Source organism: Geodermatophilus sp. SYSU D01105 (assembly GCF_054050095.1).
The window spans coordinates 42,459-55,491 of the sequence record NZ_JBJGYR010000013.1; the positions used below are offsets into that span (position 1 = coordinate 42,459).

Consider the following 13,033-nt stretch of genomic DNA (forward strand, 5'->3'; position numbering starts at 1 on the left):
GGCCACCGCCTCGCAGGGCGACTCCGTTGCGGGGTGTGAGAGCGCAGGTCCCCTGCGCTCTCACACCCCGGTGAGGCGCTCGGGGCGGGTGTAGACGTTGCAGCCGTCGCCGCGGAGGAAGCCGACCAGGGTGATGCCGGCGTCCGCGGCGAGCTCCACGGCCAGGGACGACGGCGCCGACACCGCCGCCAGCACCGGGATGCCGGCCATCGCCGCCTTCTGGGTCAGCTCGAAGCTGGCCCGGCCGCTGACCATGAGCACGTGCCCGGTCAGGGGCAGCCGGCCCTCCCGCACCGCGTCGCCGACCACCTTGTCCACGGCGTTGTGCCGGCCGACGTCCTCGCGCAGCGCGACCAGCTCGCCGTCGGCCGTGAACAGCCCGGCCGCGTGCAGGCCCCCGGTCTTGTCGAACACCTGCTGGGCCGCGCGCAGCCGGTCGGGCAGCGCGAGCAGCGTCGCCAGGTCCAGCCGGACGGGGTCGCCCGCGACGTCGTGCCGGGTCCTCGTCCGGATGGCCTCGATGCTCGCCTTGCCGCACACCCCGCACGAGCTCGACGTGTAGAAGTTCCGGTCCAGCGCGGTGTCCGGCGGCTCGACCCCGGGCGCGAGGTCGACGTCCACGACGTTGTAGGTGTTGCGCCCGTCGGGGTCGACGGAGTCGCAGTAGCGCAGGCCCAGGACGTCGTCCGCGCCGCTGATGACGCCCTCGGTGGCCAGGAAGCCGTGCACCAGGTCGAAGTCGTGCCCCGGGGTCCGCATGGTCACCGCCAGCGGCGTGCCCGACAGCCGGATCTCCAGCGGCTCCTCCGCCGCCACGGTGTCCGGGCGGGTGCTGCGCGCCGACCCGCGGATCCGCAGCACCGGCGTCCGGCTCGTGACTCGTCCCACGAGGCGCGACGGTACCCACGTGCGCGCCCTACGGTCTGCGTGTGCCCGCGCTGCCGCCCTACGCCGCCGTCGTCCTGGCCGGGGGCCGTGCGGCGCGGATGGGCGGACAGGCCAAGCCGCAGCTGGACGTCGGGGGCCGGACCATGCTGGCCGCCGTCCTCGCCGCGGTCGCCGACGCGCAGCCGCGGGTGGTCGTGGGCCCGCCGCAGCCGGTGCCGCCCGGGGTGGTCGTCGTCCGCGAGGACCCGCCGCGGGGCGGGCCGGTCGCCGCGATGCGGGCCGGGCTGGCCGCCGTCCCCACCGAGGTGGTCGCCGTGCTCGCCGGCGACCTGCCGTTCCTCACCCCCGCGCTGATCGGCGCCCTGCGCGAGCGGCTGACCGGGGACGGCGTGCTCGTCGTCGACGACGCCGACCGCGACCAGTTGCTGCTGGGCGTGTGGCGCACCGAGGCGCTGCGGGCCGCCGTCGCCGACGTCACCGGCCCCACCTCGGTGCGCAAGGTGCTGGCCCCGCTGGCGGTGCGCCGCCTGCACCCGACCGTGGCGCCGGGCTCGCCGCCGCCGTGGACCGACTGCGACACCCCCGCCGACCTGGCCCGCGCACGGGCGGCCGCCGCCGAGGCGGCCCGGATGGGCCGCCGGCGCCGCGGGTAGCCCCGGCCCATGCGCATCGTCATCGCCGGGGCCCACGGGCAGGTCGCCCGCCGCCTCGGTCGTCTCCTGACCAGCCGCGGGGACACCGTGGTCGGCATCGTCCGCAACCCCGGCCACGAGGCCGACCTCCGCGACGACGGCGTCGAGCCGGCGATCCTGGACCTCGAGCAGGCCGGGGTCGACGAGGTCGCCGAGGTCGTGCGCGGAGCCGACGCGGTCGTCTTCGCCGCCGGGGCCGGCCCGGGCAGCGGAGCGGCCCGCAAGCACACGGTCGACCGCGGCGCGGCGGTCCTGCTGGCCGACGCCGCCGAGCGTGCCGGCGTCCGCCGCTACCTCCTGGTCTCCTCCATGGGCGTGGAGCAGGCCCGGCGCGGCACGCCGCAGGGGATGGACCCGGTCTTCGCCGCGTACCTGCAGGCCAAGCTCGCCGCCGAGGACGTCATCCTCCCGCGGCCGGGGCTGGGCACGGTGGTGCTGCGACCCGGACGGCTCACCGACGACCCCGGGAACGGCCGGGTCACCCTCGCCCACGGGGTGGAGTACGGGGAGGTCCCGCGGGACGACGTCGCGGCCGTCCTGGTGGCGCTGCTCGACGCCGGGAAGACCGACGAGGTGGTCGAGCTGGTCAGCGGCCCCACGCCGATCGACGAGGCGGTCGCCGCGCTGCCCTGAGCGCCGGCTCGTCCCGGGGTACGTGCTCGACCGGCTGGTCAGCCCCGGCGCGCCCGGGTGACCTGTGCACGGGCGGCCAGCTCGGCGACCGGGGGGTAGTCGACCGCGACCAGCGTGAGACCGGCGGCCGGCGCCACCACCACCTCACCGGCCCGCTCGGCGCGCGACAGCAGCGAGGCCGGCCACTCCGGCGCCCGCCGCCCCTCCCCCACCGCGATCAGGGCGCCGACCAGGCTGCGCACCATCGAGTGGCAGAACGCGTCGGCGCTTGCCCGCACGAGGACCAGGTCGCCGTCGCGCTCGGCCGACAGGGCCAGGAGCGTCCGGACGCTGCTGGCTCCCTCCCGACGACGGCAGAACGCCGCGAAGTCGTGCTCGCCGAGCAGCAGCCCGGCCGCCGGCGACATCGCCTCGACGTCCAGCCGTCGCGGCCACCCGACGGTGTCGAGCCGGCGCAGCGGCGGCGGGCCGGCATCGGCGTCGGAGAGCCGGTAGACGTAGTGCCGGCGGAGCGCGCCGAAGCGGGCGTCGAACCCCGGCGGCGCCTCGGCCACGGCGGTCACCGCGACGTCGGGCGGCAGCACCCCGCGCAGCCGGCGGACCAGCCTGTCCCGCTGTCCCTCCCACACCGCACGGGGGACGTCGCCGTGCGCGACCTGCCCGGTCGCGTGCACCCCCGCGTCGGTGCGGCCGGCGACGGTCAGCTCGACCGGGGTGCGCAGCACCGTGGCCAGCGCGGCCTCCAGGTCGCCCTGGACGGTCCGCTGACCCGGCTGGCGGGCCCAGCCGTGCAGCGCGGTGCCGTCGTAGCCGATCTCCAGCCGGAGACGGACGAGCCCGCCACCGGGTGCGGTGACGGGCTCGTCGAGGTCGTGCTGGCCGTTCAGCGACCGCTCACTTGGGGTCGGGCGCGGCCTCGCCACCGGGGGCGTGGGTGCCCGCGGTGGCGGCGTCGCCCAGCTCGGCCGCCTCCACCTCGGCGGCGGCCGCGGCGGCCACGTCCGGCGAGAGGATCGGGTCGTCGACGACCGCGACGTTCTCGGCGGTCGGCTCCCGGGTGACGTCGCCGTCGTCCTGGCGCTCGCCGTCGGGGTTGAAGACGTCGGCGACGACCTGCTGGGCCTCGGGGTCGACGTCGCCGGCGGTCACGGCCGGGGAGGTGTCGCCACCGGGCCCGGTCGTCTCGCCCTCGAAGGTCGCGCCCTGGTCACCGCCACCGGCGGAGACACCGGCGGCGCCGGCGTCGCCGCCGGCGCCCGGCTGCTCCCGGTCGGTCACCGGGCGCCGCCCGTCGCCTCGGCGTCCCCCGGGGACTCGGCGTCGGCGGCCACGGTCTCGGTGGCGCCGGCGGTCCCGGCCTCGCCGGAGGCGGCCTCGGTGGTGTCGGCGTCGGTGGCGTCGGCGTCGGCGGCCTCGGCATCGAGGGCGACCGCGTCGGTCGCCTCGGCGTCGGTCGCGGTGTCGTCGGCGGGCGCGGCCTCGAGGGCGTCGGCGGTGACCTCACCGGACGCGGCGGCGGCACCGGCGCCGGAGGCGAACCGCGTGCCCCGGGCGCGCTCGGCCTCGCCGACGGCCTGCTGGGCCACGGTCTGGCCCTCGACCAGCTCGATGACCGCCATGGGGGCGTTGTCGCCCTTGCGCGGACCGACCTTGGTGATGCGGGTGTAGCCGCCCGGACGGTCCGCGAAGCGCGGGCCGATCTCGGCGAACAGCGTGTGGACGACGTCCTTGTCCCGGATGACGGTCATCACCTGGCGACGGGCGTGCAGGTCACCGCGCTTGGCGAAGGTCACCAGCTTCTCGGCGTACGGGCGCAGCCGCTTCGCCTTCGCCTCGGTGGTGGTGATCCGCCCGTGCTCGAACAGCGACGTGGCCAGGTTGGCCAGCATCAGCCGCTCGTGCGAGGGGGACCCGCCGAGACGGGGGCCCTTGGTGGGGGTGGGCATGTCGGTCCTTCCTCAGGCGGCCGGGCCGCGGTGCCGGCTGCGTTCCGTGGTGGTGCTGTCGATCGGCGCGCGGCGCGCGCTGTGGTGCATCCGGACCAGTGTGGCGGCCCGGAGGGCGGCGCCGGACGGCGGGTCCACCCGCCGTCCGGCACCCGCCTCAGAGCTGCTCGGTCTCCTGGTAGGAGCCCTCGTCGTACTGGGCCTGGTCGTACGCGGCGGCGTACTCCCCGTGCTGCTGGTAGGCGTCGGTCTCGTAGCCCTCGTCGTAGCTCTCCACCGAGGTGGGGATGAACCCGGGCGGGCTGTCCTTGAGCGCGAGGCCCATCGCCGCGAGCTTCATCTTGACCTCGTCGATCGACTTGGCCCCGAAGTTGCGGATGTCGAGCAGGTCGGCCTCGGAGCGGGTGACGAGCTCACCGACGGTGTGCACACCCTCGCGCTTGAGGCAGTTGTAGGACCGGACGGTGAGGTCCATGTCCTCGATCGGCATCGAGAAGTTGGCGATGTCGGCGGCCTCGGCCGGGCTCGGCCCGACCTCGATGCCCTCGGCGTCGATGTTCAGCTCGCGCAGCAGGCCGAACAGCTCGACCAGCGTGGAGCCGGCGCTGGCGATCGCGTCGCGCGGGGCGATCGACGGCTTGGTCTCGACGTCGACGACCAGACGGTCGAAGTCGGTCCGCTGCTCGACGCGGGTCGCCTCGACGGCGTAGGTCACCTTGAGGACCGGGGAGTAGATGGAGTCGACGGGGATCCGGCCGATCTCCTGACCCGGCTGCTTGTTCTGCGGCGCGGGCACGTAGCCGCGGCCCCGCTCGACGACCAGCTCGATCTCCAGCCGGCCCTTGCCGTTCAGCGTGGCGATGTGCAGCTCGGGGTTGTGCACCTCGACCCCGGCCGGCGGCGCGATGTCCGCGGCGGTGACCTCACCAGGGCCCTGCTTGCGCAGGTACATGGTCACCGGCTCGTCGGAGTCGGAGCTGACGACCAGGCCCTTGAGGTTGAGGATGATCTCGGTGACGTCCTCCTTGACCCCGGGCACGGTGGTGAACTCGTGCAGGGTCCCCTCGATCCGGATGCTGGTGACAGCAGCGCCGGGGATGGAGGACAGGAGGGTGCGGCGCAGGGAGTTGCCCAGGGTGTAGCCGAAGCCCGGCTCGAGCGGCTCGATGACGAACCGCGAGCGCTGCTCGGTGAGGGTCTCCTCGGTCAGCGTCGGACGCTGTGCGATGAGCATTGTGGTGTTCTCCTCAGGTTCCTCCGGCGCCCGCCATATGACGCCGTGAGGGGGGTGGTGCGGGCTCCGGCGGGCATCCGTCCGCCGACCGGAGCCGGCCTGGTGCAGGGACCGGGACCCCTGCACCAGGCGACGAGCTGCTACTTGGAGTAGAGCTCGACGATCAGCTGCTCCTGGACCGGGGTGTCGATCACCTGGCGGGCCGGCACGCTGTGCACGAGCACGCGCAGCTGGCTGCTGATGACCTCCAGCCACGGCGGCACGGGGCGCTCGCCGGCGCGGGCCTGGGCGATCTCGAAGGGCATCATCTGCCGCGACTTCTCGGCGACCTCGATGATGTCGTTCGCGCTCACGCGGTAGGACGGGATGTCCACCTTGCGGCCGTTGACGCGGATGTGGCCGTGGCGCACCAGCTGGCGGGCCATGTCGCGGGACTCGGCGAAACCGGCCCGGTAGACCACGTTGTCCAGGCGCGACTCGAGGATCTGCAGCAGGACCTCACCGGTCTTGCCCGACTTCTTGTTCGCCTCTTCGTAGTAGCCGCGGAACTGCTTCTCCAGCACGCCGTAGATGCGGCGGGCCTTCTGCTTCTCGCGCAGCTGCAGCAGGTACTCGCTGTCCTTGCTGCGACCCCGGCCGTGCTCGCCCGGCGGGTAGGGCCGGATCTCGATCGGGCACTTCGGGGACTCGCACTTGCTGCCCTTGAGGAACAGCTTCATCTTCTCGCGCCGGCACATGCGGCAGTCGGCTCCGGTGTAACGGGCCACGTCTCTCTACCTCTTCGTCTCTGTCAGTGGCCGGTCAGACCCGGCGGCGCTTCTTGGGGCGGCAGCCGTTGTGCGGCTGCGGCGTCACGTCCTGGATCTGGCCCACCTCGAGGCCGGTGGCCTGCAGGGACCGGATGGCGGTCTCGCGGCCGGACCCCGGGCCCTTGACGAAGACGTCGACCTTCCGCATGCCGTGCTCCTGCGCCTTGCGCGCGGCGTTCTCCGCGGCCATCTGGGCGGCGAACGGCGTCGACTTGCGCGAGCCCTTGAAGCCGACGTGGCCGGCGGAGGCCCAGCTGATCACGTTCCCGGTGGGGTCGGTGATCGACACGATGGTGTTGTTGAAGGTGCTCTTGATGTGCGCGGCGCCGTGGGCGACGTTCTTCTTCTCCTTGCGGCGGACCTTCTTGGCACCAGCCGCGGCGCGAGCCCTGGGAGGCATGTCTCTCCGGTTTCCTTCTGATCAGTGGCCAGATGCAGCACGCGGGCGCGCCGTCGCTCCCGCCCTCACGGGTCGCCTGCGACGGCGCGCTGCACGGCTTACTTCTTGCCGGCCTTCTTCTTGCCGGCGATGGTCTTGCGCGGACCCTTGCTCGAGCGAGCATTGGTGCGGGTGCGCTGACCGTGGACGGGCAGTCCGCGACGGTGACGCAGGCCCTGGTAGCAGCCGATCTCCACCTTGCGGCGGATGTCGGCGGCCACCTCGCGGCGCAGGTCACCCTCGACGCGGAAGTGCTCGTCGATGTAGTCACGCAGCTTCAGCAGGTCCTCGTCCGAGAGGTCCCGGGCGCGCAGGTCGGGGCTGACGCCCGTCGCGGCCAGGGTCTCCTTCGCGGCGGTCTTGCCGATGCCGTAGATGTAGGTGAGCGCGATCTCCATCCGCTTGTCGCGGGGCAGGTCGACGCCGGCCAGTCGTGCCATGTCCAGGTACTCCCTCAGCCCTGCCGCTGCTTGTGGCGGGCGTTGTCGCAGATGACCATGACCCGGCCGTGCCGGCGGATCACCTTGCACTTGTCGCAGATCTTCTTCACCGACGGCTGGACCTTCACCGGTGCCGCCCCTCATTCCTGTCGATCGTGTGGCCGGGCGCTCGCGGGTCCGCGGCGCTCCGGCGGCTTACTTGTAGCGGTAGACGATGCGACCGCGGGTCAGGTCGTAGGGCGAGAGCTCCACGACCACGCGGTCCTCGGGCAGGATGCGGATGTAGTGCTGGCGCATCTTGCCGCTGATGTGGGCGAGCACCCGGTGCCCGTTCTGCAGCTCGACCCGGAACATCGCGTTGGGCAGCGGCTCGACGACGCGACCCTCGACCTCGATGGCCCCGTCCTTCTTCGCCATACCCGACACGGCCTCCCGGCTCGACGGCGCCCACGGAGAGACCCGCTGGGACGCGCTGGTTGATTGCAGAACAGGTGGTGCAGACACTCCCGCGAGGGCGTCCTGCGTCGTACGGCCACAGCACGACGACAGGACGGCGCGAGCGCCAACGGCCACTGTACCCCGCCCCGGCGCGCCTCTCCAACCCGGGCCGATGTGATCCGGCAGGGTGGTGGGAGGGCCCACCTGCCCCCCACCGCTCGCACGCTCGCGGCGGGACCCTGCAGGTGCGCCGTCAGGTGCGGGGGGTGATCCCGAACGGGGCCAGCCCCGCGACGCCGCCGTCCTCCGCCGTGAGGACCCAGGGGCCCTCCGGGGTGATGGCGACGGTGTGCTCGAAGTGGGCCGCGCGCGACCCGTCCTTGGTGACCACGGTCCAGCCGTCCTCGAGCTCGACGGTGGCCGGGTCCCCCACGGTGACCATCGGCTCGATGGCCAGCGCCAGCCCCGGGACGAGCCGGGGGCCACGGCCGGCCCGGCCGTAGTTCAGGACGTGGGGGTCCTGGTGCATCTCGGTCCCGATGCCGTGCCCGCCGTAGTGGTCGACGATCCCGTAGGGGTGCTCCTCCGCGGTGATCACCTCCTCGACGGCGTGGCTGATGTCGGTCAGCCGGCCACCGGCGATCGCCTTGGCCAGGCCGGCCCACATCGACCGCTCCGTGACGGCCAGCAGCGCGGCGTCCTCGGCGGAGGGCTCCCCCACGGTCACGGTCACGGCGGAGTCGCTGTGCCAGCCGTTGAGGATGGCGCCGCAGTCGATGGAGATGTTGTCGCCCTCGGCGAGCACCCGGTCCGGGTTCGGGATCCCGTGGACCACCTCGTCGTTGACCGACGCGCAGATCGTCCCGGTGAAACCGTGGTACCCGAGAAAGTTCGGCACGGCGCCCTGCGACCGGATGTGGTCCTCGGCCATCGCGTCCAGCTCCTTGGTGCTGACCCCCGGGCGGACGGCGGCGCGCACCGCCTTCAGGGCGCCGGCCGTGACGAGACCGGAGGCCCGCATGAGCTCGATCTCGTGCGGCGTCTTGATCTGGATCATCCGTCCACTCCACTTCGCCAGCAGCGGGAGGCGTCCCAGGATCCCGGCGGCAGTCATGTGCGCCGCCGCTCCTCAGTCCGCGCTCGGCTGCCCGGTCGGTCCCTCGGGCCGCCCGGCCGACGTCACCCCGAGCGCCGTCATCGCCCGCTCGGTGACCTCCTCGACCGTGCCGATCGCGTCGATGCGGACGAGCAGCCCCTCAGCCTCGTAGAACCCCGACAGGGGCGCGGTCTGTTCCCGGTAGACCTGCAGCCGGTGCCGCACCGTCTCGGGCTTGTCGTCGTCGCGCTGCACCCACTGGCCGTCCACGAGCATGCGCCGGCCGGAGAGCCGTCGCACGAGCTCCTCCTCGTCGACGACGAGCTCCAGGACGCGGTCGAGGCCGTGCCCGAGCTCGCGCAGCGACTCGGCCAGCTGCTCGGCCTGGGCGATGGTCCGGGGGAACCCGTCGAGGAGGAACCCGCCCTTGGCGTCGGTCTCGGCCAACCGGTCCTTGACCATCGCGACGGTGATCGCGTCCGGCACGAGGTCGCCGGCGTCCATGTAGACCTTGGCCTCGAGGCCCAGCTCGGTCTGGCCGCTCACGTTGGCCCGGAAGATGTCACCGGTCGAGATGGCCGGGACACCGAGCTGTCCGGCGATGATCTGCGCCTGGGTGCCCTTGCCCGCCCCGGGCGGGCCGAGCAGCACGACGCGCACTACTTCAGGAACCCTTCGTAGTTGCGCTGGTTGAGTTGCGTCTCGATCTGCTTCACGGTCTCCAACCCCACTCCCACCATGATCAGCACCGCGGTCCCGCCGAACGGGAAGTTCTGGTTCTGCCCCTGCTGCGTGATCGACAGGAACAGGTTGGGCAACACTGCCACCAGCCCCAGGTAGATCGACCCGGGGAGGGTGATCCGGGACAGCACGTACTGCAGGTACTCGGCGGTGGGCCGACCCGGCCGGATGCCAGGGATGAAGCCGCCGTAGCGCTTCATGTCCTCGGCCCGCTCCTCCGGGTTGAAGGTGATCGACACGTAGAAGTACGTGAAGAACACGATCAGGCCGAAGTAGATCGCGATGTGCGCGGGGCTGCTCTGGTCGATGACGTAGTTCTCGAAGAACCGCCGCACCGGGCCGGTCTCGTCGCCCTGCAGCTGCGTGATCAGCTGCGGCAGGTAGAGCAGCGACGACGCGAAGATCACGGGGATGACGCCGGCCTGGTTGACCTTCAGGGGCAGGTAGGTCGACGTGCCCCCGTACATGCGGCGGCCCACCATGCGCTTGGCGTACTGGACCGGGATCCGCCGCTGGGCCTGCTCGACCCACACCACCGTGCCGATGATCACCACGGCGATGACGCAGACGACGGCGAAGACGAAGCCGCCGCGCGTCTGCAGGATGGAGCCACCCTCGGCGGGGATGCGCGCCGCGATCGAGGTGAAGATCAGCACGGACATGCCGTTGCCGATCCCCTTCTCCGTCAGCAGCTCCCCGAGCCACATGATCACGGCGGTGCCGGCGGTGAGGGCGATGACGAGGACCACGGTCGTCCAGATGGACGTGTCCGGGATGATGTCCTGGGCGCAACCGGGGAACAGCTGACCGCTGCGGGCCAGCGCGATGATCCCGGTGCTCTGCAGGATCGCCAGGGCGATCGTCAGGTAACGGGTGTACTGGGTCAGCTTCTGCTGGCCCGACTGCCCTTCCTTCTTCAGCTGCTCGAAGCGCGGGATGACCACGACGAGCAGCTGCACGATGATGCTCGCCGTGATGTAGGGCATGATCCCGAGCGCGAACACCGACAGCCGGAGCAGCGCGCCACCGGAGAAGAGGTTGACCAGCGAGTAGAGGTCCCGCTGGTCGGAGGCCTGCGCCTGCTCGAGACAGCTGTTGATCGCCTCGACCGAGACGCCGGGGCCCGGGATCGCGGCACCCAGCCGGTACACGGCGATGATCGCCAGGGAGAACAGCAGCTTGCGCCGGAGGTCTGGCGTCCGGAACGCCGCGGCGAACGCCTGCAGCACGTGCCCTCCCCTGATCGGTCGGATGAGGTTAGCAACGGTGGGGTGCGGACCGGCCGAGCACCCGCTCTCGAGGGTGAGGCGCGCCGTCCGCCGCCCGGGGCGGGGCCGGCGCGACGGGGTCCCGGCCGGGCAGCAGACGACCCCCGGGGCGCCTGGTGCGCTCCCCGGGGGTCGTCGGCGGTCAGATGCGGGTGGTGCTGCCCCCGGCCGCGGCGATCTTCTCGGCCGCGGACGAGGAGAACGCGTGCGCGTGCACGTGCACCTCGACGCCGCCCAGGTCGCCGGTGCCGAGCACCTTCACCGGCTGGCCACGGCGCACCGCGCCGGCCTCGGCGAGGGAGTCGGGGTTCACCGAACCGCCCTGGGGGAACAGGGTCGCGATCCGGTCGAGGTTGACGACCTGGAAGACGACCTTGTTCCGGTTCTTGAAGCCCGAGAGCTTGGGCAGCCGCATGTGCAGCGGCGTCTGCCCGCCCTCGAACCGCGCGGAGGTGTTGCCCCGCGCACCGGTGCCCTTGGTGCCGCGACCGGCGGTCTTGCCCTTGGAGCCCTCACCGCGACCCACGCGGGTCTTGGGGGTGTGGGCGCCGGGGGCCGGACGCAGGTGGTGGACCTTGAGAGTCATGAGATGTCCCTACTCAGCCGGGGTTCAGCTGATCTCTTCGACGGTGACCAGGTGCGGCACCGTCGCGACCATCCCGCGGATCTCGGGACGGTCCTCCTGGACGACCGAGTCGTTGATCCCCTTGAGGCCCAGCGAGCGCAGCGTCTGCCGCTGGTTGGGCTTGGTGCCGATCGCGGACTTGACCTGGGTGACCTTCAGCTGCGCCATGTCAGACCCCCTGGCCGGCACGGGCACGCAGCATGGCCGCGGGCGCGACGTCCTCGAGGGGCAGGCCGCGGCGAGCCGCGATCTCCTCGGGACGGACGAGGTCCTTCAGCGCCTGCATGGTGGCGTGCACGATGTTGATCGGGTTCGACGAGCCGAGGCTCTTCGACAGCACGTCGTGGATGCCGGCGCACTCGAGGACGGCGCGCACCGGGCCACCGGCGATGACACCGGTACCGGGACTGGCCGGCTTGAGCAGCACGACACCGGCCGCCGCCTCACCCTGCACCGGGTGCGGGATGGTGCTGGCGATCCGGGGCACCTTGTAGAAGTGCTTCTTGGCCTCCTCGACGCCCTTGGCGATCGCCGCGGGCACCTCCTTGGCCTTGCCGTAACCGACGCCCACGGTGCCGTCGCCGTCACCGACGATCACCAGCGCGGTGAAGCTGAAGCGCCGACCGCCCTTGACGACCTTGGAGACGCGGTTGATCGCCACCACGCGCTCGATGTAGTTGCTCTTCTCGGCAGGCGCGCCGCCGGGCCCCCGCCCGCCGTCACGACGGTCGCGGCGGTCGTTGCCGCCGCCGGCGCCGCCGCCGCGTCGCTGTGGTCCTGGCATCAGACGTCCCTCTCGATCTTCTCGTTCGCGGTGTGGCTCATCAGAAGTCCAGCCCGCCCTCGCGCGCGCCGTCGGCCAGCGCGGCGATGCGGCCCTGGTAGCGGTTGCCGCCCCGGTCGAACACGACCGCGGTGATCCCCGCGGCCTTGGCCCGCTCGGCGACCAGGGCACCCACCTGGCGCGCCAGGGTGGACTTGTCCCCCTCGGCGCTGCGCAGGCTCGGGTCGAGCGTGGAGGCACTGACCAGGGTACGGCCGACGGTGTCGTCGACGACCTGGACGTGGATGTGCCGGGAGCTGCGGTTGACCACCAGGCGCGGACGCTCCGACGTGCCCGAGACCCGCTTGCGCAGCCGGTTGTGCCGGCGCAGGCGGGAGACCCGCCGCGCGGTGCTGATGTCGGTGCCGACGGGCTTGTGCACCCGAGCGGCAGCCTTCTCGGTCTGTGCCATCACTTACCCGTCTTCCCGACCTTGCGCTTGATGACCTCGCCCTGGTAGCGCACGCCCTTGCCCTTGTACGGGTCCGGACGGCGCAGCTTGCGGATGTTGGCCGCGACCTGCCCCACCTGCTGCTTGTCGATCCCGTCCACCCGCAGGCGGGTCGGGGACTCGACGGTGAAGGTGATGCCCTCCGGGGCACGCACCGGCACCGGGTGGCTGTAGCCCAGCGCGAACTCGAGGTCCGAGCCACGCGCCTGGACGCGGTAACCGACACCGACGATCTCCAGGGTCTTGCTGTACCCCGTGGTGACGCCGGTGATCATGTTGGCGATCAGGGTGCGCGACAGCCCGTGCAGGGCGCGGCTCTCCCGCTCGTCGTTGGGACGCTGCACGCTCAGCGTGCCGTCCTCGCCGCGGGCGACGGTGATGGGCGCTGCGACCGTGTGGCTCAGCGAGCCCTTGGGGCCCGTGACGCTGACGGTCTGACCGTCGATGGCGACGTCCACGCCGCTGGGCACGGGAACCGGGAGTCGTCCGATCCGTGACATCTGCTCGTCC

General features: G+C 72.5%; 20 protein-coding genes. 2 read left to right on the forward strand and 18 right to left on the reverse strand.

The features are described from left to right. Nucleotides 1-60: 60 nt before the first annotated feature. On the reverse strand, nucleotides 61-888 hold the full coding sequence (gene fdhD / locus ACI79I_RS13820; RefSeq protein ID WP_456992912.1) for a formate dehydrogenase accessory sulfurtransferase FdhD: 828 nt from the start codon (nucleotides 886-888) through the stop codon (nucleotides 61-63). A gap of 41 nt (nucleotides 889-929) precedes the next feature. Between fdhD and mobA the strand changes: the two genes are divergently transcribed. Further along, complete coding sequence (gene mobA, locus ACI79I_RS13825) at nucleotides 930-1,541, forward strand: molybdenum cofactor guanylyltransferase (protein ID WP_456992913.1); 612 nt, start codon at nucleotides 930-932, stop codon at nucleotides 1,539-1,541. A gap of 9 nt (nucleotides 1,542-1,550) precedes the next feature. Continuing rightward, on the forward strand, nucleotides 1,551-2,213 hold the full coding sequence (locus tag ACI79I_RS13830) for an NAD(P)H-binding protein (protein WP_456992914.1): 663 nt from the start codon (nucleotides 1,551-1,553) through the stop codon (nucleotides 2,211-2,213). Between the two features lie 38 nt (nucleotides 2,214-2,251). Here ACI79I_RS13830 and truA read toward each other — a convergent pair whose 3' ends face one another. The 17 genes from truA to rplF all read right to left on the reverse strand — a co-directional run bounded on the left by truA (nucleotide 2,252) and on the right by rplF (nucleotide 13,023). Then, nucleotides 2,252-3,136 carry a tRNA pseudouridine(38-40) synthase TruA gene (truA, locus tag ACI79I_RS13835; protein ID WP_456992915.1) on the reverse strand — a complete coding sequence of 295 codons (885 nt, stop codon included), beginning with the start codon at nucleotides 3,134-3,136 and terminating at the stop codon, nucleotides 2,252-2,254. Next, nucleotides 3,108-3,491: a hypothetical protein gene (locus ACI79I_RS13840; RefSeq protein ID WP_456992916.1), complete on the reverse strand. Its 384-nt coding sequence runs from the start codon at nucleotides 3,489-3,491 to the stop codon at nucleotides 3,108-3,110. Before ACI79I_RS13840 ends, truA begins: the two co-directional genes overlap by 29 nt. Continuing rightward, nucleotides 3,488-4,159: a 50S ribosomal protein L17 gene (rplQ, locus tag ACI79I_RS13845; RefSeq protein WP_456992917.1), complete on the reverse strand. Its 672-nt coding sequence runs from the start codon at nucleotides 4,157-4,159 to the stop codon at nucleotides 3,488-3,490. Before rplQ ends, ACI79I_RS13840 begins: the two co-directional genes overlap by 4 nt. Before the next feature lie 157 nt (nucleotides 4,160-4,316). Further along, nucleotides 4,317-5,393 carry a DNA-directed RNA polymerase subunit alpha gene (locus ACI79I_RS13850; RefSeq protein ID WP_456943780.1) on the reverse strand — a complete coding sequence of 359 codons (1,077 nt, stop codon included), beginning with the start codon at nucleotides 5,391-5,393 and terminating at the stop codon, nucleotides 4,317-4,319. Nucleotides 5,394-5,533: 140 nt separating this feature from the next. Then, nucleotides 5,534-6,160, reverse strand: coding sequence for a 30S ribosomal protein S4 (gene rpsD, locus ACI79I_RS13855; RefSeq protein ID WP_456943779.1), 627 nt, complete (start codon nucleotides 6,158-6,160; stop codon nucleotides 5,534-5,536). 34 nt (nucleotides 6,161-6,194) lie between these two features. Beyond that, a complete protein-coding gene (gene rpsK / locus ACI79I_RS13860; RefSeq protein WP_012950456.1) occupies nucleotides 6,195-6,602 on the reverse strand; it encodes a 30S ribosomal protein S11 in 408 nt (135 codons plus the stop codon). A gap of 98 nt (nucleotides 6,603-6,700) precedes the next feature. Continuing rightward, nucleotides 6,701-7,081 (reverse strand): 30S ribosomal protein S13, encoded by a 381-nt coding sequence (gene rpsM / locus ACI79I_RS13865; protein ID WP_456943778.1) that lies wholly within the window; start codon nucleotides 7,079-7,081, stop codon nucleotides 6,701-6,703. 14 nt (nucleotides 7,082-7,095) lie between these two features. Continuing rightward, entirely contained in the window at nucleotides 7,096-7,209 is a 114-nt protein-coding gene (rpmJ, locus tag ACI79I_RS13870; RefSeq protein ID WP_012950458.1) for a 50S ribosomal protein L36, read from the reverse strand. Nucleotides 7,210-7,276: 67 nt separating this feature from the next. Continuing rightward, nucleotides 7,277-7,498 carry a translation initiation factor IF-1 gene (gene infA, locus ACI79I_RS13875; protein ID WP_012950459.1) on the reverse strand — a complete coding sequence of 74 codons (222 nt, stop codon included), beginning with the start codon at nucleotides 7,496-7,498 and terminating at the stop codon, nucleotides 7,277-7,279. Nucleotides 7,499-7,772: 274 nt separating this feature from the next. After that, a complete protein-coding gene (map, locus tag ACI79I_RS13880; protein ID WP_456992918.1) occupies nucleotides 7,773-8,633 on the reverse strand; it encodes a type I methionyl aminopeptidase in 861 nt (286 codons plus the stop codon). Nucleotides 8,634-8,648: 15 nt separating this feature from the next. Then, nucleotides 8,649-9,275 (reverse strand): adenylate kinase, encoded by a 627-nt coding sequence (locus ACI79I_RS13885; RefSeq protein WP_456992919.1) that lies wholly within the window; start codon nucleotides 9,273-9,275, stop codon nucleotides 8,649-8,651. Then, a complete protein-coding gene (secY, locus tag ACI79I_RS13890) occupies nucleotides 9,275-10,585 on the reverse strand; it encodes a preprotein translocase subunit SecY (protein WP_456943775.1) in 1,311 nt (436 codons plus the stop codon). The genes ACI79I_RS13885 and secY overlap by 1 nt, the downstream gene beginning before the upstream one ends. A gap of 181 nt (nucleotides 10,586-10,766) precedes the next feature. After that, nucleotides 10,767-11,210: a 50S ribosomal protein L15 gene (gene rplO / locus ACI79I_RS13895; protein ID WP_456943774.1), complete on the reverse strand. Its 444-nt coding sequence runs from the start codon at nucleotides 11,208-11,210 to the stop codon at nucleotides 10,767-10,769. Between the two features lie 24 nt (nucleotides 11,211-11,234). Then, nucleotides 11,235-11,417: a 50S ribosomal protein L30 gene (gene rpmD, locus ACI79I_RS13900; protein WP_456943773.1), complete on the reverse strand. Its 183-nt coding sequence runs from the start codon at nucleotides 11,415-11,417 to the stop codon at nucleotides 11,235-11,237. Between the two features lies 1 nt (nucleotide 11,418). After that, on the reverse strand, nucleotides 11,419-12,033 hold the full coding sequence (rpsE, locus tag ACI79I_RS13905; RefSeq protein ID WP_026857030.1) for a 30S ribosomal protein S5: 615 nt from the start codon (nucleotides 12,031-12,033) through the stop codon (nucleotides 11,419-11,421). A 40-nt stretch (nucleotides 12,034-12,073) separates the two neighbouring features. Beyond that, on the reverse strand, nucleotides 12,074-12,484 hold the full coding sequence (gene rplR, locus ACI79I_RS13910) for a 50S ribosomal protein L18 (RefSeq protein WP_456943919.1): 411 nt from the start codon (nucleotides 12,482-12,484) through the stop codon (nucleotides 12,074-12,076). After that, nucleotides 12,484-13,023, reverse strand: a complete 540-nt coding sequence (rplF, locus tag ACI79I_RS13915; protein ID WP_456992920.1) for a 50S ribosomal protein L6 — start codon at nucleotides 13,021-13,023, stop codon at nucleotides 12,484-12,486. The genes rplR and rplF overlap by 1 nt, the downstream gene beginning before the upstream one ends. Between the last annotated feature and the right edge of the window lie 10 nt (nucleotides 13,024-13,033).

Bases quoted from the DNA above. Each gene is read 5' to 3' on its own strand.
- map (WP_456992918.1), bottom strand. From the start codon at position 8,633: ATGACTGCCGCCGGGATCCTGGGACGCCTCCCGCTGCTGGCGAAGTGG.
- rplO (WP_456943774.1), bottom strand. From the start codon at position 11,210: ATGACTCTCAAGGTCCACCACCTGCGTCCGGCCCCCGGCGCCCACACC.
- rplR (WP_456943919.1), bottom strand. From the start codon at position 12,484: ATGGCACAGACCGAGAAGGCTGCCGCTCGGGTGCACAAGCCCGTCGGC.
- rpsE (WP_026857030.1), bottom strand. From the start codon at position 12,033: ATGCCAGGACCACAGCGACGCGGCGGCGGCGCCGGCGGCGGCAACGAC.
- infA (WP_012950459.1), bottom strand. From the start codon at position 7,498: ATGGCGAAGAAGGACGGGGCCATCGAGGTCGAGGGTCGCGTCGTCGAG.
- rplQ (WP_456992917.1), bottom strand. From the start codon at position 4,159: ATGCCCACCCCCACCAAGGGCCCCCGTCTCGGCGGGTCCCCCTCGCAC.
- rpsM (WP_456943778.1), bottom strand. From the start codon at position 7,081: ATGGCACGACTGGCCGGCGTCGACCTGCCCCGCGACAAGCGGATGGAG.
- ACI79I_RS13830 (WP_456992914.1), top strand. From the start codon at position 1,551: ATGCGCATCGTCATCGCCGGGGCCCACGGGCAGGTCGCCCGCCGCCTC.
- rplF (WP_456992920.1), bottom strand. From the start codon at position 13,023: ATGTCACGGATCGGACGACTCCCGGTTCCCGTGCCCAGCGGCGTGGAC.
- rpsK (WP_012950456.1), bottom strand. From the start codon at position 6,602: ATGCCTCCCAGGGCTCGCGCCGCGGCTGGTGCCAAGAAGGTCCGCCGC.
- rpmD (WP_456943773.1), bottom strand. From the start codon at position 11,417: ATGGCGCAGCTGAAGGTCACCCAGGTCAAGTCCGCGATCGGCACCAAG.
- ACI79I_RS13850 (WP_456943780.1), bottom strand. From the start codon at position 5,393: ATGCTCATCGCACAGCGTCCGACGCTGACCGAGGAGACCCTCACCGAG.